Source organism: Pseudomonas sp. MYb193, from assembly GCF_002966775.1.
In the GTDB taxonomy this organism is placed as follows: Bacteria; Pseudomonadota; Gammaproteobacteria; order Pseudomonadales; family Pseudomonadaceae; genus Aquipseudomonas; species Aquipseudomonas paracarnis.
Window position 1 is genome coordinate 2,403,522 of record NZ_CP023269.1, and the last position, 23,284, is coordinate 2,426,805.

General features: G+C 62.4%; 21 protein-coding genes. 6 read left to right on the forward strand and 15 right to left on the reverse strand.

What is annotated here, in order from left to right; all coding sequences use genetic code 11:
* Positions 1-41: 41 nt before the first annotated feature.
* Together CLM72_RS11340 and CLM72_RS11345 are read left to right on the forward strand one after the other, a co-directional pair.
* Positions 42-1,541 (forward strand): CoA-acylating methylmalonate-semialdehyde dehydrogenase, encoded by a 1,500-nt coding sequence (locus CLM72_RS11340; RefSeq protein ID WP_034127123.1) that lies wholly within the window; start codon positions 42-44, stop codon positions 1,539-1,541.
* A gap of 174 nt (positions 1,542-1,715) precedes the next feature.
* Positions 1,716-2,492, forward strand: coding sequence for an ABC transporter substrate-binding protein (locus CLM72_RS11345; protein ID WP_105226488.1), 777 nt, complete (start codon positions 1,716-1,718; stop codon positions 2,490-2,492).
* A 159-nt stretch (positions 2,493-2,651) separates the two neighbouring features.
* Here the strand turns inward: CLM72_RS11345 and CLM72_RS11350 are convergent, their stop codons facing one another.
* From CLM72_RS11350 to xylA, 7 genes are all read right to left on the reverse strand, one after another.
* Complete coding sequence (locus tag CLM72_RS11350) at positions 2,652-3,278, reverse strand: transcriptional regulator (protein WP_057978045.1); 627 nt, start codon at positions 3,276-3,278, stop codon at positions 2,652-2,654.
* Positions 3,278-4,411, reverse strand: coding sequence for an FAD-binding oxidoreductase (locus CLM72_RS11355; RefSeq protein ID WP_105226489.1), 1,134 nt, complete (start codon positions 4,409-4,411; stop codon positions 3,278-3,280). Before CLM72_RS11355 ends, CLM72_RS11350 begins: the two co-directional genes overlap by 1 nt.
* A gap of 13 nt (positions 4,412-4,424) precedes the next feature.
* Complete coding sequence (locus CLM72_RS11360; RefSeq protein WP_105226490.1) at positions 4,425-5,372, reverse strand: ornithine cyclodeaminase family protein; 948 nt, start codon at positions 5,370-5,372, stop codon at positions 4,425-4,427.
* Positions 5,373-5,533: 161 nt separating this feature from the next.
* The gene (locus CLM72_RS11365; RefSeq protein ID WP_105226491.1) at positions 5,534-6,670 is read right to left on the reverse strand and encodes a sugar ABC transporter permease; all 1,137 of its coding nucleotides are present in this window, start codon (positions 6,668-6,670) and stop codon (positions 5,534-5,536) included.
* Positions 6,671-8,224, reverse strand: a complete 1,554-nt coding sequence (xylG, locus tag CLM72_RS11370) for a D-xylose ABC transporter ATP-binding protein (RefSeq protein ID WP_105226492.1) — start codon at positions 8,222-8,224, stop codon at positions 6,671-6,673.
* Positions 8,221-9,222, reverse strand: coding sequence for a D-xylose ABC transporter substrate-binding protein (gene xylF, locus CLM72_RS11375; protein WP_103452539.1), 1,002 nt, complete (start codon positions 9,220-9,222; stop codon positions 8,221-8,223). Before xylF ends, xylG begins: the two co-directional genes overlap by 4 nt.
* Positions 9,223-9,366: 144 nt before the next feature.
* Positions 9,367-10,683: a xylose isomerase gene (gene xylA / locus CLM72_RS11380; RefSeq protein ID WP_105226493.1), complete on the reverse strand. Its 1,317-nt coding sequence runs from the start codon at positions 10,681-10,683 to the stop codon at positions 9,367-9,369.
* A 215-nt stretch (positions 10,684-10,898) separates the two neighbouring features.
* Here xylA and CLM72_RS11385 point away from each other — a divergent pair, with 215 nt between their 5' ends.
* From CLM72_RS11385 to CLM72_RS11400, 4 genes are all read left to right on the forward strand, one after another.
* A complete protein-coding gene (locus tag CLM72_RS11385) occupies positions 10,899-11,381 on the forward strand; it encodes a hypothetical protein (RefSeq protein ID WP_105229124.1) in 483 nt (160 codons plus the stop codon).
* Positions 11,382-11,437: 56 nt separating this feature from the next.
* Complete coding sequence (locus CLM72_RS11390; protein WP_105226494.1) at positions 11,438-12,853, forward strand: PAAR domain-containing protein; 1,416 nt, start codon at positions 11,438-11,440, stop codon at positions 12,851-12,853.
* A complete protein-coding gene (locus CLM72_RS11395) occupies positions 12,850-13,239 on the forward strand; it encodes a hypothetical protein (RefSeq protein ID WP_105226495.1) in 390 nt (129 codons plus the stop codon). The genes CLM72_RS11390 and CLM72_RS11395 overlap by 4 nt, the downstream gene beginning before the upstream one ends.
* A 185-nt stretch (positions 13,240-13,424) precedes the next feature.
* On the forward strand, positions 13,425-14,630 hold the full coding sequence (locus tag CLM72_RS11400) for a XylR family transcriptional regulator (RefSeq protein WP_105226496.1): 1,206 nt from the start codon (positions 13,425-13,427) through the stop codon (positions 14,628-14,630).
* Here the strand turns inward: CLM72_RS11400 and CLM72_RS11405 are convergent.
* Genes CLM72_RS11405 through CLM72_RS11440 form a run of 8 tightly spaced genes read right to left on the reverse strand, consistent with a single transcriptional unit; the run spans position 14,518 to position 23,284 of the window.
* On the reverse strand, positions 14,518-15,945 hold the full coding sequence (locus CLM72_RS11405) for an isochorismate synthase (protein WP_105226497.1): 1,428 nt from the start codon (positions 15,943-15,945) through the stop codon (positions 14,518-14,520). The two genes, CLM72_RS11400 and CLM72_RS11405, sit on opposite strands and share 113 nt — an antisense overlap.
* Complete coding sequence (locus CLM72_RS11410) at positions 15,942-16,250, reverse strand: isochorismate lyase (RefSeq protein WP_073525513.1); 309 nt, start codon at positions 16,248-16,250, stop codon at positions 15,942-15,944. Before CLM72_RS11410 ends, CLM72_RS11405 begins: the two co-directional genes overlap by 4 nt.
* Positions 16,250-16,993: a thioesterase II family protein gene (locus CLM72_RS11415; protein WP_105226498.1), complete on the reverse strand. Its 744-nt coding sequence runs from the start codon at positions 16,991-16,993 to the stop codon at positions 16,250-16,252. Before CLM72_RS11415 ends, CLM72_RS11410 begins: the two co-directional genes overlap by 1 nt.
* Positions 16,990-18,588 carry a (2,3-dihydroxybenzoyl)adenylate synthase gene (locus CLM72_RS11420; RefSeq protein ID WP_105226499.1) on the reverse strand — a complete coding sequence of 533 codons (1,599 nt, stop codon included), beginning with the start codon at positions 18,586-18,588 and terminating at the stop codon, positions 16,990-16,992. Before CLM72_RS11420 ends, CLM72_RS11415 begins: the two co-directional genes overlap by 4 nt.
* Entirely contained in the window at positions 18,581-19,300 is a 720-nt protein-coding gene (locus tag CLM72_RS11425) for a VOC family protein (protein WP_105226500.1), read from the reverse strand. The genes CLM72_RS11420 and CLM72_RS11425 overlap by 8 nt, the downstream gene beginning before the upstream one ends.
* Entirely contained in the window at positions 19,297-20,436 is a 1,140-nt protein-coding gene (locus CLM72_RS11430) for a Gfo/Idh/MocA family oxidoreductase (protein WP_105226501.1), read from the reverse strand. Before CLM72_RS11430 ends, CLM72_RS11425 begins: the two co-directional genes overlap by 4 nt.
* The gene (locus CLM72_RS11435) at positions 20,433-21,611 is read right to left on the reverse strand and encodes a cytochrome P450 (protein ID WP_105226502.1); all 1,179 of its coding nucleotides are present in this window, start codon (positions 21,609-21,611) and stop codon (positions 20,433-20,435) included. Before CLM72_RS11435 ends, CLM72_RS11430 begins: the two co-directional genes overlap by 4 nt.
* Complete coding sequence (locus CLM72_RS11440; protein ID WP_105226503.1) at positions 21,608-23,284, reverse strand: class I SAM-dependent methyltransferase; 1,677 nt, start codon at positions 23,282-23,284, stop codon at positions 21,608-21,610. The genes CLM72_RS11435 and CLM72_RS11440 overlap by 4 nt, the downstream gene beginning before the upstream one ends.

Genomic DNA, 23,284 nt, shown 5'->3' on the forward strand with positions numbered 1-23,284 from the left:
CCTATCGTGTGGACCAACGCTACCCACCTGGATCGACTGCCATGACTGCAACCATCGAGCACTACATCAACGACCAGCGCGTCAGCCGCGATGACCGTTATCAGGACGTCTACAACCCGGCCACCGGTGAAGTCACCGCCCGTGTGGCCCTGGCCAGCCGCCAGACCGTGGCCGAAGCCGTCGCCGCCGCCCAGGCCGCGTTTGCCGGTTGGGCCGACACCCCGCCGATCCGTCGCGCCCGCGTGTTGTTCGAGTACCTGCATCTGCTGCGCGAACGCAAGGACGACCTGGCGCGCATCATCGTCGCCGAGCACGGCAAGGTGTTCACCGATGCCCAGGGCGAAGTCGACCGTGGCATCGACATTCTCGAATTTGCCTGCGGCATTCCCAACCTGCTCAAGGGCGAACACTCCGACCAGGTATCCCGTGGCATGGACAACTGGACGATGCGCCAGCCGTTGGGCGTGGTCGCCGGCGTGACGCCGTTCAACTTCCCGGTGATGGTACCGATGTGGATGTACCCCATCGCCATTGCGGCGGGTAACACCTTCATTCTCAAGCCCAGCCCGACTGACCCAAGCGCGTCGCTGTTCATGGCCGAGTTGCTGCATGAAGCCGGCCTGCCCAAAGGTGTGTTCAACGTGGTGCAGGGTGATAAAGAGTCGGTGGACGCGCTGATCGAACACCCGGACGTCAAGGCCGTGAGCTTCGTCGGCTCCACGCCGATTGCCCAGTACATCTACGAGAGCGGCGCCCGCAACGGCAAGCGCGTGCAAGGCCTGGGCGGGGCGAAAAACCATATGGTGGTGATGCCCGACGCCGATATCGAACGCACCGTGGACGCGCTGATGGGCGCCGCCTACGGCAGTGCCGGCGAGCGCTGCATGGCGATCTCGGTGGCGGTGCTGGTAGGCGACGTGGGTGACAAAGTCATCGCCGCCTTGACCGAACGCGCCAAGCTGCTGCGCATCACCGATGGTCGCGATCTCAAAGCCGAGATGGGCCCGATCGTGTCGCGGGCCGCGCTGGAACGCATCAGTGGCTACATTGAGCAGGGTGTACAAGCGGGCGCGCAGTTGCTGCTCGATGGCCGTGACTACGTGCCCACCGAACCCGGCCTGGAAAACGGCTTCTGGCTCGGCGCGACCTTGTTCGACCACGTGACCCAGGACATGAGCATCTACCGCGAAGAAATCTTCGGCCCGGTGCTGGCCTGTGTACGGGTCAACGATTTTGCCGAGGCAGTGAAGCTGGTCAACGATCACGAGTTCGGCAACGGCGTCAGCTGCTTCACCCGCGATGGCAACATTGCTCGTGAGTTTGCGCGGCGCATCGAAGTGGGCATGGTCGGTATCAACGTGCCGATCCCGGTGCCTATGGCCTGGCACGGATTTGGTGGCTGGAAGAAGAGCCTGTTCGGCGACATGCATGCCTACGGCACCGAGGGTGTACGTTTTTACACCAAGCAGAAGTCGATCATGCAGCGCTGGTCGGAGAGCATCGAGCAGGGCGCGGAGTTTGCGATGCCGGTGTCCAAGTAACGTTCAAGCTGTGCTGCAGGATCTGATGTGGGAAGGCTCAAGCCCTCCCACATTTTTTTTGCCTGTTGACGGGCAAACACATAAAAGTCCAGTATGGAATTATAAGTACAAAATAGCCGCTGCACGTTTTTCTTCACTCTTGCCAAACCAACAACAACTTGCGAGAACCCCTCCATGAAGAAACGCCATCTCCTTCCCGTCCTGGCCCTGAGCCTGTTTGCCGCCAGCCACCTGCTGGCCGCCGAGAAAACCCTGCGTATTGGCATTGAGGCCGCTTACCCACCGTTCGCCTCCAAAACCGGTGACGGCAAGATCGTGGGTTTCGACTACGACATTGGCAACGCCCTGTGTGCGCAAATGAAGGTCAAGTGCGTGTGGATCGAAGGGGAGTTCGACGGGCTGATTCCGTCCCTCAAGGTCAAGAAGATCGACATGGCGTTGTCGTCCATGACCATCAACGAAGACCGCAAGAAGTCGGTGGATTTCACCCACAAGTACTACTTCACCTCGTCGCGTCTGGTGATGAAGGACGGCGCCGTGGTGGATGACCAGTACGCCAGCCTCAAGGGCAAGAACGTCGGTGTACAGCGCGCCACGACTACCGACCGGTATGCCACCGAGGTGTTCGAGCCCAAGGGCATCAACGTCAAGCGCTACAGCAATAACGAAGAAATCTACATGGATCTGGCAGCGGGGCGCCTGGATGCGATCTTTGCCGACACCATTCCCCTGAGCGACTTCCTGTCGATGCCGCGCGGGCAGGGTTATGCCTTTGTCGGCCCGGAGCTCAAAGACCCGAAATACGTGGGTGAGGGGGCCGGCATCGCAGTACGCAAGGGCAATGGCGAGTTGGTCAGCGAATTGAATGCGGCCATCGACGGCATTCGCGCCAGCGGCGAATACCAGAAGATTTCACAGCAGTACTTCAAGGCCGATATCTACGGCGACTGACCCAAGGAAATACGCGGTGAATGTGGGAGCTGTCGAGCTTTAGCGAGGCTGCGAAAGCGGTGGGTCAGGCGATGAAAATGTTGACCTTGCCGGCCCCTTCGCAGCCTCGCTAAAGCTCGACAGCTCCCACAGGGGATCGGCGCTGTGGTCAGAAAGGGTTCAAGCCTTCAATTCCTTCAAATGCTTGTAGACCGTCGCCCGCCCCATGCCCAGCACATTGGCCACATAGTTGGAGGCGCTCTTGCCCTTGAAGGCTCCCTCAGCATGCAGCGCCAGCACCAGTTCGCGTTTGTGGTCGCGGGTCAACAGGTTCAGGCTCAACTGCCGCTCGCGCAGCCAGGCATGCAGGAAGGTGTTGATGCGTTCCTGCCAGTCATCGCGAAACAGCGCGTCCGGCTGTGCGATCAGCTTGCTTGGCGACAGGAATAAATCCAGCGCTGCCTTGGCCGTTTCGAACATTGAAATATTCAGGTTGATGCACAACACAGCCAGCCGGTGACCTTTGTGGTCGTGCAGCACGGTACTCAGGCTGCGGATTTTCTGGCCGTCCCAGTTGAGCTTTTCGTAAGGGCCGATATTCACCTCGCTGACGTCGCCGTCGAGCATGTCCTCCAGGGACGAGTCGTCACCCAGGCTGCGTTTGGACAGGTTATTGGCGATGTAATCCACGGTTTGCGTGCGCAGGTCATGCAGCACCACTTCTGCATGGGGAAAGAACAACGTGGCGATTGCATCGGCAATCGCGCGGAAGTTCTGCATGACCTTGTCTTGTTCAGCGGTGTTCATCAATGGGGCTCCAGGCGGACCGGGGAGAGCATACCAGCGTCCAGGCCGAACCGGGTCAGTGCCTCCGGCAGCGGTTCACCGCGCACCAGGGCGGCGCTTGCCTGGCCCATGGCGGGTGAGGTCTGGATACCATAGCCGCCTTGCGCTGCCACCCAGAACAGCCCCGGTACTTGCGGGTCAAAGCCCGACAGCAAATCACCGTCCTGCACAAAACTGCGCAGCCCGGCCCAGGTTCGCGTCGGCCGGCGGATGGTCAGGGTGGTGGCTTCCTCGATCTGGTAAATGCCCATGGCAATATCCAGCTCTTCGGGTTGCACGTCCTGGGGTTCTACCGGGTCGGCGTTGGCCGGCGAGCCGAGGAACATGCCGGCATCCGGTTTCATGTAGAACGCTTCGTCGAGGGCCACCAGCATCGGCCAGTCGTGGCTGTCCATGCCCTCGGGGCCAGCGAAGACGAAGGCCGAGCGGCGCTTGGGCTGCAAGCCGATGGACGCCGCGCCCGCCAGCCCGCCGATATGGTCGGCCCAGGCACCGGCGGCGTTGATGATGACCGGCGCGGTGAAGGTCGCATCCTGGGTGCGCACCTGCCACAGGCCGTCGGCGTCGCGGCTCAAGCCCAGCACATGGCTGTCGGTGCGCACTTCGCCCTGGTTGCGGCGGATACCGCGCAGGTAGCCTTGATGCAGGGCGTCGGTGTCGATGTCGCAGGCGGTAGGGTCGTAGATTGCCCCGTGGACTTTTTCACGGCGCAGGATCGGCAAGCGTGCACAGGCTTCATCGACCGTCAGGCGCTGTACCTGCTCTACGGTGGCCTTGGCGCTCAGGTACTGGCTGTCGAGTTCGGCCGGGTCACCGTTGAAATCAACGGTCATTTCGCCCCGGGGCGTCAGCAGGGGGTGTTCGCAAAAGCCTGCGGGTGGTTGGTCGAAGAAGGCCCGGCTGGCCAAGGTCAGCGCGCGTACTTGCGGGGTGCCGTACGCGGCGGTGTAGAGCGCTGCCGAACGCCCGGTGGAGTGATAGGCCGGGTGGTTTTCACGCTCCAGCACCAGGACCTTGCCGTGCTGCGACAACCAGAACCCGGTGGACGCGCCGGCAATGCCGCCGCCGATGATGATGAAGTCTGCCTGATGCATAACAATCTCCTGATTAGCGCTGCCGTTGGTACAGGGCATTGGCCAGGGCGATGTCTTCCAGGCCCAGGCCGATGGAGCGGAAAAAGACGTGACGATCGTAGTCGGGGCGCTGGGCCATGTCGCTGAACAACTCGGGCAGGTCGCCAATAATCGTGCGTTTGTCCCAGCCGTGCTGCTCGCTGGCGATCAGCATCTCACCGGCTGAACCTGGGGTGGTCTGGCGGTAGTCGCAGAATACGTGCATCTGGTTGAGGCAATGTGGCGGTACTTCATGGGCACGTGGCGCGTTGGTGCTGATGGAGGTAATCAGCGCGGGTTTGCTCAGGCGCGAGGGGTCGATGACCGGCCCGGCGGACGAAGTGCACAGCAGGATCACATCCGCGCCTTCCAGGGCGGCCTCACAACTTGCGACGAGGCTCAGGCGCGGGTCCAGGCTAGCCAACTGCGCACGCGTTTCGGCGCTGGCGCTGCCCAGGCTTGGCGAGTACAGGCGGATTTGCTGCCAGTCGCGCAGGTTCTGCACATAACGCAGGTGGGCCTGGGCGACCTTGCCGCTGCCGATGATCGCCAGGCGTTGCGCCGCCGCCGGTGCCAGCGCATCCACCGCCAACGCCGTCGTGGCGGCAGTGCGTGCGGTGGTCAATTCAGCGGCATCGCACAACAGCAACGGCTGGCCGCTGTGCATCGACATCAACAGGGTCCAGGCCGTCACCAGGGGGCCCTGATCACGCACGATATAGGGGGAGGTCTTGACCCCGTACACCCCGTCTCCGGCCAGTACGCCCAGGTAGTTGATGAAATCCCCGGCGCCTTGGGGAAATTCCACCAGCTGTTGCGCCGGCTGCACCGCTTGCCCTGCGGCGAGGTCGCGGAACAGTTTGCGCAGGATCGCGGGTACATCGACTTGAGCCAATAAAGTGCGGGCCTGGGCCTGGTCGATGACGAGGGGCGTCGTGGACATGGGGTTCTCCGGATAAACTAATTTGTCCATTATGGACTTTTAGTTTTTATCCGCAATAACCTGAGGGAAAAATGAGATCAATGTGGGGGAGCCATGAAGATCAAATGTGGGAGCAGGCAAGCCAGCTCCCACAGGTGATCGGTGGTGTTCTGGCGGACGAGTTATCGCCTGCCCGAGCGCGTACTCACATCCACCCACACCGCCAGCACCAGAATGCTGCCCTTCACAATCATCTGCCAGTAGCTGTCCACATCGAGCATCGACATGCCGTTGTCCAAACTTGTAATCACCAACGCGCCAAGCAACGCGCCATAGACGGTGCCCGAGCCGCCGCGCATCGATGTGCCGCCGATAAAACAGGCCGCGATGGCATCGAGTTCACCCATGTTGCCCGCCGAGGGTGAACCCGCAGCGAGGCGGGCGGTGTTGACCAGGCCGGCCAGCGCGCACATCACCCCCATGATGCCGAAGATCCACAGTTTCACCGCTTGCACGTTGATGCCGGATAGGCGTGTGGCTTCCATATTGCTGCCTACCGCATACACGCGGCGGCCGAATACGGTCTGGCTGGTGACGTAGCTGAATACGCCGAGCAGCACCAGCAACAGCAGAACCGGCACGGGGATACCGTCGTAGCTGTTGAGGGTGGTGACGAACCCGGCGAGCACCGCGCCGATCAATACCACGCGTAACACGTCGCGCACCAAAGCGTGCGCGGCCAAGCCATGCAGTGCGCGGTTGCGCCGCTGCTTCCAGGTCAGGAACAGCGTCAGTGCGAACAGCAGTACGCCAAGCCCAGCGCCCACACTGTGGGGCAAATACCCCTGGCCCACATACACCAGCGACGGCGACACCGGCGCAATGGTGGTGCCGCCGGTAACCCCCAGCAGAATCCCGCGAAACGCCAACATTCCGCCCAGCCCGACGATGAACGAGGGGATGCGCAGGTAAGCGGTCATGTAGCCGTTGGCCAGGCCGATCATCAAGCCGCACAGCGCCACCAGGCTCAGGTTGGCCAATAGCGGCACGTGATAGACCACATCCAGAATCGCCGCCAGCCCGCCCAACAGCCCGAGCAACGAGCCCACCGACAAGTCGATCTCGCCGCTGATAATCACCAGCACCATGCCGCACGCCAATATCCCGGTGATCGACATCTGCCGCAGCAGGTTGGAGAGGTTGCGCGGGGTGAGAAAACCGCCCTCGGTCTGCCAACTGAAAAACAACCAGATGAACGCGACGGCGATCACCAGCGCGAGCATTTTGTAGCGGGTGAAAAGGTGTTTGACCTGGTTCATCTACGCGGTCTTCCGATCATTAGGGTTATGGCTGAGCGCGGCGGCGAGTACCTGTTCCTGGGTGAGCCCGTCATTGATGAAATCCCCCCGCAACTGGCCGTCGCCAATCACCAGCACGCGGTTGGACACGCCGAGCACTTCGGCCAGTTCCGAGGAGACCATGATGATCGACACGCCTTCGGCCGCCAGAGCGCCCATCAGTTTGTAGATCTCGTACTTGGCGCCCACGTCCACCCCGCGTGTGGGTTCGTCGAGGATCAGCACCTTGGGCTGGGTCATCAGCATTTTCGCCAGCACGGCCTTTTGCTGGTTGCCGCCTGAGAGGCTGGTGATCGGCAGCGACGGGCTGGCGGTCTTGAGGTGCATGCGGGCGATCTGCTGGTCGATGCTGCCCAGTTCGGCCTCAGCGTCGATGCGGGTCATGTGCGCGTAGGTGTCGAGCACCGCCAGGGTAATGTTCTGGCCTACCCCCAGGTCGGGGATGATGCCTTGGCGCTTGCGGTCTTCTGGGACCATGCACAGCCCGGCGCGGATCGACTTGAGCGGCGTGCGCGTATCGATCACCTGGCCGTCCAGCCATACTTCGGCGCTATAGCGGCCGGGGTAAGCGCCGAACAGCGCCGACACCAACTCCGTGCGCCCGGCGCCCACCAAGCCGGCGATGCCAAGGATTTCACCGCGCCTGAGCACGAAGGAGATGTCGTCGACGCGCTTGCGCTTGGGGTTGTCGACGTCGTAGCAGGTGACGTTACGCGCTTCGAAGATCACCTCGCCCACTTCATGGGGTTCGGTGGGGTAGAGGTTGCTCATTTCGCGGCCGACCATCTGCGTGATGATCCGGGGGATGTCCATGTCTGCCATGGCAGTGGTTGCGATGTGCTTGCCGTCGCGAATCACCGCAATGGTGTCGCACACTGCTGCCACTTCATCGAGCTTGTGGGAGATGTACACGCAGGCCACGCCCTTGGCCTTCAGGCCCTTGATAATCTCCAGCAACACCTCGATTTCGCCACGGGTCAAAGCCGAGGAAGGCTCGTCAAGGATCAACAGGCGTGCCTGTTTGTTCAGGGCCTTGGCGATCTCCACCAGTTGCTGGTAGCCGCCGCCGTACTGCGACACCGGCAGCGCCACATTCATGTCTGGCACCTTGAGTTCGCGCATCAAGACTTCGGCGCGGTGCAGCATCGCCGGGTAGTTCATGCGCCCAGCGGGCAGGGTCAGCTCGTGGCCCATGAAAATGTTCTCGGCCACCGACAGGTCGGGCACCAGGGTCAGTTCCTGGTGAATGATGACAATGCCGGCCGCCTCGGTTTCGCGGATGGACTGGGCCTTGAGCGGCTGCCCATCCCAGAGGATTTCCCCCGCCCAGGTGCCGTGCGGGTACACCGCCGATAGCACCTTCATCAAGGTGGATTTACCCGCACCATTTTCACCGCACAGGCCCACGCATTCCCCAGGCTTGACCTTGATATCGATACCGTTGAGGGCGTTGACACCGCCAAAGCTTTTGACGATGCCGTTCATTTGCAGCAGGTAATCGGCGGCCACGGTCATTGCCCGGCGATCTGCTCTTTGGTGTAGAAACCATCCTTTTCCAACAGGTCGATATTGGCTTTGGTCAACGGCGTCGGGGTGAGCAGGATGGTGTCGACCTTTTTACTGCCATTGTCGTATTGCGAGCTGTAGGTCGGCTGTTCGCTGCGTGCCAGCTGAACCGAAAGCTTGGCCGCTTCGGTGGCGATCAGCTTGAGCGGTTTGTACACGGTCATGGTCTGGGTGCCATCGATCACGCGCTTGATTGCCGCAAGGTCAGCGTCCTGGCCGGAGATCGGCACCTTGCCCGCCAGCTTCTGCGCGGCCAGGGCCTGGATCGCACCGCCGGCGGTGGCGTCGTTGGAGGCGACAATAGCGTCGATCTTGTTGTCGTTACGGGTCAGGGCGTTCTCGACAATGCTCAAGGCTTCGGTGGGGTTCCATTCCTTGACCCATTGCTGGCCGACGATCTTGATATCGCCTTTGTCGATGGCCGGTTGCAGTACCTTCATCTGACCTTCGCGCAGCACCTTGGCGTTGTTGTCCGTCGGCGCGCCGCCGAGCAGGAAGTAATTGCCCTTGGGCGCCGCTTGCAACACGCCGCTGGCCTGCATTTCGCCGACTTTTTCATTATCGAAGGAAATGTAGGCGTCGATGTCGGCGTTGAGGATCAGGCGATCATAGGACACCACCTTGATCCCGGCCTTCTTGGCTTCGGCCACCGCGTTGGTCAGCACCGTGGCGTTGAACGGCACAATCACGATCACATCGACGCCCCGGGAGATGAGGTTTTCGATCTGGGCAATCTGCTTCTGTTCGTTGGCATCGGCAGACTGCACGAACACCTTGGCGTCGAGCTTTTCCGCAGCGGCAACAAAGTAATCACGGTCGCGGGACCAGCGCTCCAGGCGCAGGTCGTCGATGGAAAAACCGATTTTCGGGTGCGCAGGATCGGCCATCACCGGCAGGGCGAGCAGCGCCAGGGCTGCGGCGAGCAGGGCAGGTTTGAATGACTTCATGGTGGTGCGTCCTTTTATTGTTGTTGGAATGACACTAGGTGAAGATCCTCTTCGTGGCGAGGGAGCTTGCTCCCGCTGGAGTGCGTAGCACTCCCATTTTTTGGGGCCGCTTCGCGCCCCAGTGGGAGCAATCTCTGGCCACAGTCAGGTGTAGATAAACCGATTCACCACGCCTTCAAGCATCTCCTGGCGCCCGCTCACCGCCTGTGGGTTGAGCTCGTTGGCAAAGGCATGTTCAGCCAATGACTCCAGGCTGAACTCACCGGCCAACACCGCCTGGCCCAACGGCTGCTGCCAGCCGGCATAGCGTTGGTCCTTGAACTGCTGCAAGCGGTCGTCCTGCACCATCGCCGCCGCACGCTCCAACGCCAGGGCCAGCACATCCATGGCGGCGACATGCCCGTGGAACAGGTCCACCTCGTCGAGGCTCTGGCGGCGCACCTTGGAATCGAAGTTATAGCCGCCGTTCTTGAACCCGCCGGCCTTGAGGATTTCATAGGTGGCCAGGGTCATCTCCTCGACACTGTTGGGGAACTGGTCGGTGTCCCAGCCGTTCTGCGGGTCGCCTCGGTTGGCGTCGATACTGCCGAAGATCCCCAACGACACGGCGGTGGCGATCTCATGATGAAAGCTGTGCCCGGCCAGCGTCGCGTGGTTGGCCTCGATGTTCACTTTGATCTCGTGTTCCAGGCCGTACTCATGCAGGAAGCCGAACACGGTGGCGCTGTCGTAATCGTATTGGTGTTTGGTCGGCTCCTGGGGCTTGGGCTCGATCAACAGGTCACCCGTAAAGCCGATCTTGTGCTTGTGTTCAACCACCATGCGCATAAAACGCCCGAGCTGTTCGCGCTCGCGCTTGAGGTCGGTGTTGAGCAAGGTTTCATACCCTTCACGGCCACCCCACAGCACATAGTTGGCGCCCTTGAGACGTAGCGTGGCGTTCATCGCGCTGAACACCTGGGCGGCGGCGAAGGCGAACACCTCTGGGTCTGGGTTGCTCGCCGCCCCGGCGGCAAAACGCGGGTTGCTGAAGCAATTGGCGGTGCCCCACAGCAGCTTGATGCCGGTCTGTTCCTGATGGCGCTCCAGGTGGTCGACCATCTGCGCAAAATGGTTGCGGTACTCCTTGAGCGTGCTGCCTTCGGGCGCCACATCGGTGTCGTGAAAGCTGTAGTAGTCGATGCCCAGCTTGGAAAAAAACTCAAACGCCGCCTCGGCCTTGCCGATGGCCACCTCCAGCGGATCGCCACTGCGTTGCCACGGGCGCTTGAACGTCCCCATCCCAAACATATCCGCCCCCGGCCACACAAAGGTATGCCAGTAACAGGCCGCCATGCGCAGGTGCTCCCGCATGGGCTTGCCGAGGATCAGTTTGTTGGCGTCGTAGTGACGAAACGCGAGGGCAGAGGTGCTGGCAGGGCCTTCGAAGCACACCTTCTCGACACCGGGGAAGTACGGCATGGGGTTTTCCTTATTGTTCTGGGCGGTGTCTGGATACTAGCAATGGCACCTGGGCGGCTGATTATGAAAATCACCAAAGGGGAGTGCGATTTTGAGTGAAGGGCTGAGAACGGCGCAGGGAGTACAGGATTTAGGGAAACGTCTGACTTTACGGTGGGGATATGCCTCTTCAAAGTTTGGGGGTAACAAAGACCACCTCTCTAAGGGCAATACTTATGAACGCATCGCACACCTCGCTATATACCAATGACCTGACGTCTGACGTATTCAGTCAATTAGATAGTTCACCCTTTACGGAACAACAATTGTCCCATTTTAATGAGCAGGCTCTGCAGTTAGTTAAAGACCAACGCGCTTATTGCAGCGCTCATCCGCCCATTGCTATTTACCGAGTCGCCACTGAGGGCAGTCAGACCCGCAACGGTGGAACCATCAAGAAAACCGCATCGGAGTTTGAATTTCGATTGGCTGACGGTTCGCAGGTCCGTGGCGCGCATAAAGGAGATTACGTGGAGTACGCCGACGGCACTCAGGCGCTTATCATGACCGGCTCGGGTGAAGGTAATAGCGACTTCGCATTGGTAGGCAGTCACCTCAGTAATGGTGACCAGATCGTTAATACACTTCAGGACTCGTTACTCTTTGTCGAGCGTCACGGCGTGCCATTGGCAGAAGACTTCCTGCCTACCATTGAGTGATGAGTTGGCCAGGGCGCAACGCCCTGGTTTATCCGACATGAATGTAAGGAAGTAGCATGAGCGTAGGTTATTTCATTGGCCTGGGTGATAAAACCACCTGCGGCGGCAAAGTGCTGGACGGTGATAGCCGCATCAACTTATATGGCCTCCTTCACGCCCGTGAAGGAGATCGGGTCAGCTGCGGAAAAGATGGCAAAACCTATAAGATCGTTGGCGGCATTTACTACATGAACAGTCACGGCAAGCTGATGGCGGGCACGCTGGACAGCCACAGTGACTGCCCGTGTAAAGCCCGGCTGATTCCCTCGGTTTTTACAGCCACCTATGAAAGCCGAAACACCGCACCACAAGGCCCCCGTAGAACAATCGAAATGTCCCAAGCAGTGGCCAGCGGCAACCCCGTTGCACACTCCCAGTCTGCGTACACCCCCTCAACCAATTTGTCCCCCGTTGCATTTACCGGTTTGCAGGGCGAGGAACCAGGTTTTTATATCGTCCCCAAAAGCATCCCCCGCGAGGCGCTGGAAGCCACACTTTTTCCGACGCTCGACCCGGCTGTAATGCGCAAGTTTCAAGCACTGAACCCGAGTACGAGCCACGTCAAAGCCGGCTCGATGATCGTGCTCAGCGACCCGAACAACACCTCCTGCACCTATCAGGAAGCGCAACTGATGCAGGCTGCACAACATGTCAGCGCATCACTGGATGGGCTGACACCCGACGAGGCCGACTTTCTGTATCGCCATGGAGCTGAAATCGCTGGGTTCGTCGGGCAGACCTCAACCTGGCTAGGCGTCAGTGCGGTAGTGATGGAAAAGCACCTGAACAACTTGCGCGATACGCTGCAGGCCATGGAACGCCTGCATCAGGACAGCTATCGGCAGCACGGGCACCTTAGGTCACCGCAGTTCTTCACTGATCGCCAACGATTGATGAACCAGTTGGATGCTCATCTGCTCAACTCCACCCGCCTGCGCGGGCAGACCACCTTGGGCGATCACCCAAAGTTGAAAACGGCCCTGGGTATATCCAGTCGTAGCTTGGTGCATCACTGGGACAAGGCGGGTGGGCCGGGGCAGATTCCGGGGTATGCCGCTCATGTGGAGGCGGTCAGCCGTGCCACGAAGTACATGAAGGCAGGGGGTTATATCGGTATTGGACTTGGGGGAGTGTCTTCGTTGTTGGCTATTGAGCAGGTGTGTAACGGGGATTCTGGGGCGGCTTGCGAGAGGGTCAAGTTTACGGAAGTAGGAAAGTTTGTGGGGTCTACTTCTCTTGGGGCTTTGAGCGGAGTGATGGCTGGTGCTGCCAGTGGTTCTATTTGCATAGCAATGGGCGTGGCGACTGGAGGCGTTGGCGGGGTAATTTGTGTTGCGGCTATAGTGGGAGCGGGCGCATGGGTGGGTACGACGGGCGGGGGGATGGCGGGTGAAGCTATTGGAGAAAAACTCTATCAAGTTAATCAACCATGAGCAGTATTGACACTTGGCCTCTCTGGATCGCGATCTCCTTTCTAGGGGGGCCAATGTTGCTTGCAACTTTGACCCTTACATACAGCCTGTACCTGACCCATCGTCACATGGACGCCATAAAGGAGGCCTTAAAGCACAGCCGTTATATCTATATCTGGGGGCCAAGCCTTGGAAAACGAGGCTTGATTTGGTCACTTTTAGAGATGGGTAAAATTTCGGGAATGCTACTGTGGCCAAAAGCTTCTCTCATTAATGGAGAGCTGGACCCAACCGATCTTGAAAACTTCCCACCTCACTTAAAGCTTCGACTTACCCTTAATCTGAAAACAATGATCATCGCCTTCATTTGGATGTTGATCGGGGTTGCTCTGCTGGAGTTCAGGTAGTTCTGCGGTGAGATTCTTAACTTGAAAGCCCTCGGCACTTTACACCCATGCCCTGACACATCATTGGGTTTCGGTGGTTATGCCGAGGCAAACCTCAAATTGAAGCCTACCCGTTCACTCATCTATTGATTGAGAACCCCGGCCTACCCGCCTAATCTGCACCGACCGGCCCCAGGACAAAAACAATGAAAACCCTACCGCCCGTTCACCGCATCGCCTTGCTGTTCAACGGCAGCAAAATCTACGACCGCGGCATCATCGCCGGCATCGGCAATTACCTGAGCAGCACCCGTGCATCCTGGGACCTGTTCCTGGAAGAGGACTTCCTCTGTCGCCTGCGCGGTATCGAGCGTTGGCAGGGCGATGGGATCATTGCTGACTTCGATGACCCGCTGATTGGCGAGGCGCTGGCCGGCAGTCGGCTTCCGGTGGTGGCGGTGGGTGGGTCTTATGAGGACGTGGGCAAGTACCCGAAGGGCATTCCCTATGTGGCCACCGATAACCATGCCCTGATGAAGTTGGCCTACGAGCATCTGGTGGAGGCGGGGTTGACGCGGTTTGCCTGTTTCAGCTTGCCCGAGGCCCAGGCCAATCGGTGGGCCCAGGAGCGTGAGAAAGCTTTTCGCCGCTTGATGCAGCGTGATGGCTTGCAGGTAGAGGTGTATCGCGGGCTGGGCACCAGTGCGCCGTTGTGGGACAGCGCGGTGGAGCAGCAGATTGCCTGGCTGCACAGCTTGCCCAAGCCTATCGGCATTATCGCGGTGACGGATGCCCGCGCCCGGCAGTTGCTGCAAGCCTGCCTGACGGCGGGCATTGCGGTGCCGGAGGAGGTGGCGTTGATCGGCATCGACAACGACCCGCTGACCCGTACCCTCACGCGGGTGCCGCTCAGCTCGGTGATCCAGGGCACGGAGACCATGGGCCGTACCGCTGCGGCATTGTTGCATCAGATGCTGCATGGCAAACCCTGCACGGGCACGCAGGTGCTGGTGCCGCCGGACGCCATCAACGTGCAGGCCTCCAGCCTGCATCAACCCCTGGGCAACCCTTACGTGATGCAGGCCTTGTTGTTTATCCGCCAGTACGCCTGCCAGGGTATCAAGACCGATCAGGTCGCGGCTTATGTCGGTGTTTCCCGCTCGTCCCTGGAAGCGCATTTTCGCAAGGCGCGTGGCTGCAGCGTGCATGATGAGATTTTGCGCTTCAAACTCGCCGCTGCCGCCAAAGGCCTGGAAAACCACAGCCTTGCTATCGCCGACATTGCCGCACGCTGCGGCTTCACCTCTGCGCAGTATCTGCATACGGTGTTTCGCCGCGAATTTGGCTGTACGCCCCGTCAGTATCAGCAGGGCAGGCCAGTTGCAAGGCCTGCTGCATACTCGCCAGCTTGATCTGTGTTTCCTCGTATTCATTGGCCGGCAGCGAGCCCTCGACAATGCCGCAGCCGGCGAACGCGTGGCAATGCCTTGGGGTGATCAGCGCCGACCGCAGGGCCACGAGGAAGTCGCCATTGCCCTGGGCGTCCAGCCAGCCCACTGGCGCTGCGTACCAGCCACGATCAAAACCCTCATGTTCGCGGATGAACGCCAGAGCCGATGCCTTGGGCAGGCCGCCAACGGCGGGCGTGGGATGCAGGGCCTGGATACCGTCCAGCAGGCGCTTGCCCACGTTGAGTCGGGCGCTGATCGGCGTGCTCAAGTGCTGCACGGTGGCCAGTTTGAGGAGGCTGGGGCTGGATGCGGCCTGCAGGTCGCTGACCTTGTCGTGCAGCGCCTGGGTGATGGTCTGCACCACCAGTTGATGCTCATGCTGCTCTTTCGGGTCGGCCAATAGGCGTTCACCCAGCGCTTGGTCCTCATTCGGCTTGAGCCCACGGCGGGTGCTGCCTGCCAGGGCGTGGGTGCTCAGGTGGCCCGACGCGCAGCTGAGCAAACGCTCGGGGGTGGCGCCCATGAAGCAATGGTCGCCACGGTGGATCGCGAACAGGTGCGAGGCGTTACGGCGTGCGTACAGGCGGCCCATCACCGCGCCGGTGTCGAGGGCCGCGTCCAGGCGGTGGTCGATATGTCGCGCCAGCACCACTTTGTTCAATTCACCCTGGGCGATGGCGTCCAGTGCGGTCTCGACCTTGGCCTGCCATTGATATTGGGGCAAGGCGCTACGGCCCAGCACCGTGGGTGTGGCTGCCGGGTTGTGGGTGGGGTTGAGCAGATGTTCATAGGCGGCCAGGCTTTGCTGGGCCAGTGCGGCGGGGTCGCTGCCCGGCTCGATCACGCGCTGGCAACGCAGCCAGCGCCCGCTGGCGTCCTCGCTGAGCAACCAGTGGGCGAGGTGAAAACTGGCGTCGGCAAAGGGCGCCCAATGGGGGGCACTGGGTCGCTGGTCATCGAAGCGCATGCCGCCCAGCAGCAAGGGCGCATGTGGCCCTTGTACCAGCGCATCGGCGCAGAGTGCGAACCATTGGCGATCCACCTCGGCCATGCGTTGGGACCCGTTGGCTTCGATCTGCCAAGTACAGCCCAGGCCGAACAGGCTCAGGTCGGGCGAATGCGCGCACCAGAAGAAACCTTGCCGATGGGCTTGATACAGCGCCAAGGGCGCGAGCGTCGGCGCGGCGCATGCGCTGACGGCAATCACCGGCCGTTGGTACGCCACCGCTCGTTGGTGCGCGGCCTGGAACACTTTGAGCAAATCGTCCGCGTTCATACGGCCTTGCTCTTTTTTTGCAGCCAGAAGGCGGTCTGCTCGGCGATGTACCAATGGATGATCTGGTTGAACAGGCTTTCGATAAACTCCCCATCCAGCCCGACGTCCTGCGCCCATTGCCGACGCAGCGGTAGCATCGCCGCGACGCGCTCCGGGGCGGCGATGCTGGCCTGGTCGGGTTTGAATGCAGAGGCGGCCTTGACGTACTGCATGCGCAGGCCCAGGGCGTCGATGATCTGTTGGTCGAGGCTGTCGATGGCGTGGCGAATATCAGCAAGGCCGGTGCAGTGTTCCGGGGTTTTCATCATGTGTCTCCCTGAAGGTAGGCGGTGCGTTGCAACAGGTGGTCGATCACCGGTCGCGGCTGATGCTTGAGGTAAAAGTGGTCGCCGTCGAACAGGCGGATATCCGGGAGATGGCCGCTCAGGTCGGCCCAGGCGCGGGCCTGTTCCAGGCTGACTTCGGCGTCATCGCGGGCCAGCAGCACATCCAGCGGCGCCGCCAGGGGCGGCAGGTGTGCAGGGCGCCAGGTTTCGATGGCCTGGTAATCGCTGCGCAGCGTGGGCAAGAACACCGCACGCAACTGCGGGTTGGCCCACAGGTCGGCGGCCTGCGCGTCCTGGCGCAGGATGTCGGCGATCAGTGCACTGTCGTCCTGGCGGTGCAGATCGCTGGGCGGTTGCCGGTGGGGCGGCGCATGGCCTGAGACAAACACATGGGCCGGGCCGGCAGCGGCCGCTTCCAGGTGTACGCCCACGGCATAGGCCAGCGCCGCGCCCATGCTGTGGCCAAACAGCAGCAGGGGCCGCGCAGACAAGGCCAGCAACGCCTGGCTGATGTGCTCGGCGAGGGTCTCCAGGCACGGCACATGCGCCTCGTTGAAGCGCTCTTCACGGCCGGGGTATTGCACCGCCAGCAGGTCGATATCCCCTGGCAGGTGCGCCAGCCACGGCCGGTAGAAGCTCGCACTGCCACCGGCGTGGGGCAGGCACACCCAGCGTGCGCGGGGCTGCGGGCCCTCCCGCAAAACGCGCAGCCACCGGCTCATGATGCCAACACCTGTTCCGCCAGTGCCTTGCGGTTGACCTTGCCCAGGCGTGTCAGCGGAAACTCGCGCAGCACCTGCAAGCGGTCCGGCAACTTGTAGGCGGCCAACCCACGTTCTCGCAGCCAGGCGTTGATCGAAGCCAGGTCAATTTGTTCGTCGTGGGCCAGTACGCAGGCGCAACTACGTTCACCCAGCAACTCATCGGCCAGGGCCACCAGCGCCACATCGCGGATCAGCGGGTGGCCCAGCAGCAGGTTCTCGATCTCTTCCACGGGGATCTTCTCGCCGCCGCGGTTGATCACATCCTTGCTGCGCCCTTCTACAACCAAATGCCCTTCGGGCAGGCGCCGTACCAGGTCGCCGCTGCGATAAAAGCCATCGGCAGTAAACGCTCGCTGGTTGTGCTCGGCGGCGTTGTAGTAGCCCCGAATGGTGTAGGGCCCGCGCACCAGCAGTTCTCCCACGGCGCCGGGCGCGACCGCTACATCATCGGCATCGACGATACGGATCTCATCGGCAGCGGCCAGTGGCAGGCCCTGGGTTTCGAAGACCAGCCTCTGCGGGTCATCCAACCGGGTAAAACACAGCAAGCCCTCTGCCATGCCGTACACCTGTTGCAGGCCACAGCCCAGGGCGGGGCCGATGCGTGCGGCGATCTCCGCCTTGAGACGCGCGCCGCCGACTTGCAGCCATTGCAAGCTGCTGAGGTCGTTGTCGGACCATTGCGCCACTTCCAGCCACAGCAACACCAGGGGTGGGATCAACGCAGTGTGGGTGACACGTTCGCGTTCAATCAGCTCGAAGGCGGTGTCCGGGCTCGGCTCCGGCGCCAGCACCAAGGTGCCCCCGACACTGAATACGCCGAGTGCGCCCGGGGAAGCCAAGGGGAAGTTATGCGCCACCGGTAGCGCCGCCAGGTAACGGGTGTGGTCGTCGAAGCCACAAGCGCGGGCCGCCAGCCGGGCGTTGCAGGCGTAGTCGTCGTGGGTACGCGGGATCAGCTTGGGCAGGCCGGTGGTGCCGCCCGACAACAGCAGTACTGCGACGTCCCGGGCGTCTGGCGCGGTAAACTCGCGGGGTGTGGCGACACAATCGGCAAGGGCCACGAACTCCTCGGCCGCGCCCACCACCCACACCTGTTGCAGGCTCGGCACCTGTTCAACCAGGGTGCGCGCCAGTGGCCGGTAATCGAAGCCCAGGTGCTGATCGACAATCACATAGGCCACCGCCTGGCTCAGATGGGCCAGGTGGGCCAATTCGTGCTCGCGATGGGCTGGTAGCGCAAACACCGGGATCACTCCCAGGCGCAGCAGGGCGAAGGTCAGGCTGAAAAACTCAGCGATATTGGGCAGTTGCACCAGCACCCGCTGGCCGGCGACCAGCCCGCGCTCAGCGAGGCCAGCGGCCAGGCGGTCGGCGTGTTGGTCCAGTTCGGCGTAGCGCCAGCGTCGGTTGCCGTCGACCAGGGCTTCACGTTGTGGTGTGCGTTGGGCTTGCTCGCGCAGCAGTTGGCCCAGGGGCACGCCTTGCCAGTAGCCTTGCTCGCGGTAGCGGCGGATAAAATCTTCGGGCCAGTCAGTGCATCCATCAAGCATGGCGATCTCCTTGGGCAGTCGGGCAGCCGAGCAATTGGGCGCCGTGCAGGGTCAGTGGTTGCGCCAGGCCGGCGACCTGCACCGCCTGGACGCCGGTGTGGGTGGCCGGTTGCAGGTGCAACATAGGGTCGTCGCCCGCGAGCAGGTTTAGGGCGGTGTGGTCGGCGGGGTTCACGCCAAGGTGAATGGCCGCCAGGCCAGTGGCGCCGTTGGGATGGATCAGCCGCGCCGGATGCTGCGTGGGCGTGTAGGGCGTCACCAGAAAAGGCAGGCGCTCGTGGCGCGGGTAGACAAAACGAAAGCGCGTCTGGCTGCCGTCTGCACAGGTGCGTTGCCAGTTCACCACGCGGCCCATGGCCACGCCGCTGGCCGCCAGGCCCTTCAGGCGCGGCGCCAGGGCTGCGTCATCGCACAGCAACGCCAGGTCACAGAAGCCTTCGCCATGGGCGGCCCAGCGCAACATGCGCCGCCCGGCACCACGCCCGGCCAGCCAGTCGATGGGCCATTTGAACAGCCAGGCGTGGCGCGGCGTGGTGAGCAACTCGATGATCGGCCCGTGGCTGAACCAAATGTGCGCGTGCTGGGCGCGGGCCTCGGCGGTGGCGTAGGTGACTTCGAACCCGGCGGCGCGAAAACTCGCCACGGCCTGATGCAGGTCGCGTACCCACAGCAATACGTGGCTGCAGGAGGAACGGAATTGGGCAGTATTCAAAAGGGCAGGGCTCCCAAGAGTTGAGCGCTGGGGTCAGCGCCAGGGGGTTGCATGGCCTCGGCGCGGCGGTGCAACTCGGCCAGCGGCAATGCCTGGGGAACAGGCGGCTCAATCAACTGGGGCATGCCGATCAGGCTGTTCATTTCGCGCCAGGCCATCGACACCTCGGTGGCCCACACGCCGCTGCGCAGGCGTCGGGCGGAGGTTTCGATGTCGGCGCACAACGCGTCCAGGGCGAGGCAGACCGCATCTGGCCACACCTGGTTGAACACCTGGTGATAGCTGGCAGGTATCTGTGGGTCGAGCACCACCATGGTCGGCCCGGCCAGTCGTTCGCTGCCGGTGCCCGCCATGATCAGGCGGTCGGTGCTGTCCCGTGGCGCATGCAGGCGCGGATTCCACAGCACCGGGCCGTGGGTATCGCAGAGGCTCAGTACGCCGGCTTCACAGCCCACTTCCAGGCGATGCATCAAAAACGAATGGTTGTCCGGGTCCTGGGGATGCACTTGGTTCTGCACGCGCAGACTGATGGGCACGCCATTGAAACTGGCGCTCAACTGCGTGAAGGGGTGTGCGCCGACGCTGGCGGCGGGTGCTGCAAATGCCCAAGGCCGCAGGCCACCGGCCAGGCGCCCGAGAATGTCGAGCAAGGGGTAGGCCACCTGGCTGTTACAGGCCGCGTCGATATAGGCCAGCCCGTGTTGCTCGCGCAGGTAGTCGGCCACCGCGAGAAAGCGCCGGATCGCGAGGATATTGGGGTACAGCGTATTCACCGCGTAGGCCGCCTGGCCCTGGCGCGCCGCCTGCATGCAGGCGGCGATTTCGCGGTGATGCACCGGGTGTTCCTGCAACACATGGATGCCACGGCGCAGCAACTGCTGGGCCAGTTCGCTGCCGGCGCCACCGGTCGCGCCGGAGCGCACCACCACACAGGCGATATCGACGGTGTCCGGCACCTGTTCCACGGCCTCGTACAGTGGCACGCCGTAGTGGTCGGCGCAGGCCTGGGAGTAGGCATTGCCGCGCGACAGGATTCCCACCAGCTCATAACGCTCATGGGCCCGGGCCAGGGCTTGCAGGTAAATGCGCCCAAACGCGGTGCCCGCAACGATCACGCGTTGACGTGGGCGGCTCATGACCAGGTCACCGGCAGGCAGTGGGCACCGCGAAAAAAGGTCGCGGTTTTCCACTGTACTGCCCCGCAGCGTTTCAAGCTGGGCAGGCGTTGCACCAGCGCCTGCAACGCCTCCTGCAACTCCACCCGCGCCAGCGCCGCGCCGATGCAATGATGCAGGCCGTGGCCGAAACCGAAATGGCCTTGGGTATCGCGTTGCAGGTCCAGGACCTGTGGGTTGGCAAAGCGCGCCGGGTCATGGTTGGCCGCGCCGATTGAAGCGAATACCGCCTCGCCTTGACGCACCAGGGTTTCACCCACCTGAATGTCTTGCAGGGCGTAATGCACAAACATTGCCGCCGAGGCCAGCGGGATATAGCGCAAAAGCTCTTCCACCGCCTGGGGGATCTGCTCGGGGTGGGCCTTGAGCTGTTGCCATTGCTGCGGGTTGTCCAGCAGCACGAGGATGAAGTTGGGAATTTGCGAGGCGCTGCCTTCGTAGCCGGCGACCAGGATGGCGATGCACAACAGCAGCAGCTGTTCCTCGCTCAGACACTCGCCTTGTTCGTCGGCCTGGGCCAGGGCGGTCATGAAGTCGTCCTGGGGGTGGCGGCGGCGCTCGGCGACCAGGCCCTTGATATACACCGCGAGTTCGCCCAAGTGCTGTTGCGTCAGGGCCGCGTCTTCGGGGCGGGTCGACAGCAGCGAGTCGTTCCACTGTTTGAAACGTTCGCGATCGTGCAGCGGTACGCCCAGCAATTGGCAAATCAACGCCAGGGGCAGCGGCAAGGCAAAGTCATTGACCAAGTCGGCCGGCGGGCCGGCGGCGAGCATGCGGTCGATCAACTGGTGGGCATAGGCCCGCGCATGGGGGCGCAAGGCTTCGACGCGGCGCCGGGTAAACGCCTGGGCAGCCCGGGAGCGAATGCGGGTCAGCTGCGGCGGGTCCATCATCACAATGCCACCGGCGATGCGTGGGAACGCCCGCGGTGCATCGTCACGGCGAAACGCCTCGCTGCGGCTGAAACGCCGGTCGCCCAGCACCAGGCGCACATCGTCATAGCGGGTGGCGAGCCAGGCGGGCGCGCCAATGGGCATCTGGATACGCAGCAGGCCGGGCGCTTGCTGGGCATGGCGATAAGGCTCAGCCAGCGCCAGGTCGGTGAAGGCGTTGAAGGGGTAGGCCAGCGGGGTCATGGCAAGTCCTTGGCGGTAGGCAGGTCGGGCAGACGGTCGAGCAGTTCAAGCTGCAGGTCGGGGTGTTCCAGGTGGGCCGCCAGCGCGGCACGGCTCAGGCGTTGCTCGGGCACTTGGGCGACGAAGACGCGATGGCCCAGGCGCGCCAACGGGTGATGGGCGGCGGGCAGGCTGCGGTTGCCCTGGAAGCCGGCACGGGCCAGGGCGCCTTGCCACTGGTTGAGGTCCAGGAAGGTGCAGCTGCTGAGTGCACGTTCATCGCTGGCCTGGTTGAGCATGAAGGCCTGGGACGCCATCACCCAGAATTCCTCCTGGGTCGGCTCGCTGAACACCAGCCAGCCGCCCGGCCTGAGCAAGGTCAGTAGAATGGCCAGGGAGCGCTCGGTGTCGCGGGCGGCATTGAGTACACCGCCGGCGACAATCAAGTCCCAGTTTTGGGTGTGATAACCCTGGGCCAGGGCAGGGCGGTCGATATCGAACACGCCGTGGCGCACCCATGGCCAGGCGTGCAGGCGCTCGGCGGCCTGTTCGCTGAAGTAGCGCGACACGTCGGTGCACAGGTAGTCCACCGCTACATTGGCCAGGGCCGGCAACACCGCCTGGGTGGTGGAGCCGGTGCCGGCGCCGACCTCCAGCACCCGCAACGGCGCATCGGTGGGTTGGCGCGCTGCCCAGGCCCCCACCCAATGCGCCACACTGCGATGCTGGTATTGCGCCGCCAGGCTTTCGCGGTACAGCGCCGTTGCGCGATCGGTGCGGCCTTGGGGAAACAGCAGGTGCACGGCGGCGCACTCGCCGCGCATCAGCGCTGGCAACTGGCGGGCATTGTCCCGTGCATAGTCAAGGGTGGTGCTGCCGCCAGTGTTTTGTGCCCAGTCCAGGCTCAACTGTGCCCAAAGGTCGTCCAACGTGGCGGTGCTCCAGGCGCTGGCGTCGAGGCTGGGATACAGGTGATCGCCCTTGCGCTGCAGCAGTTGCTGGGTGTGCAACACGTCCAGCCAGCGTGCGATCAAGGGCCGGTGACCAGGAGCGATGCCGGCATTGGCCAGGCTTTGGGCCACATCATTGAGCGGCGCCGGCAGCAAGCCGCATTGCTCCAGGCCGTTAAGCATCGACAGCAAGGCCGCGTGGCTCAAGCGTTGGTTCAACTGCACGGCCTGGTTCAATTGCGTGACGCTGAACTGCTGATTGACAGCTGCCTCGGTTGCGTCGAGATGATCGTCCACCGCAGTCGCTTCACAACGCTGGGGCACGGCGAACAGGGTCTGGCCGTGCAGCGCAACTGCACTCACCTGAGGGTGCCCCAGGGCCCGCTCACACCAGCGCTGTTGCTCACGCTTGAGGTCGGCCAGGTCGCGTCCCTCTTCGGTGAAACCCTGCACGTGGCAATCCAGCTGGGCTGCGGCGCGTTCGGCCAGTTGCCAGTCGCCGGGGCGCTCGCTGACGAACACCAACTGCTCCAGATGGCTCAGATCACTCAAGGCCAGGGCGGGAAAGTCCAGCAGGCGCTCCAACTGCTCGGCGCTCATCACTACCACCGCCGGGCGCTGGCGTTCAAGCACCGCCAGCAAACGTGCCGGTGCCTGTTGATGCGCGCCCAGGTCGGTCAAGGTCGGCAGACGCCAGGGATGCGCTCCGGCGGGCAGGTCGATGAGCAAGGTATCGACATTCAT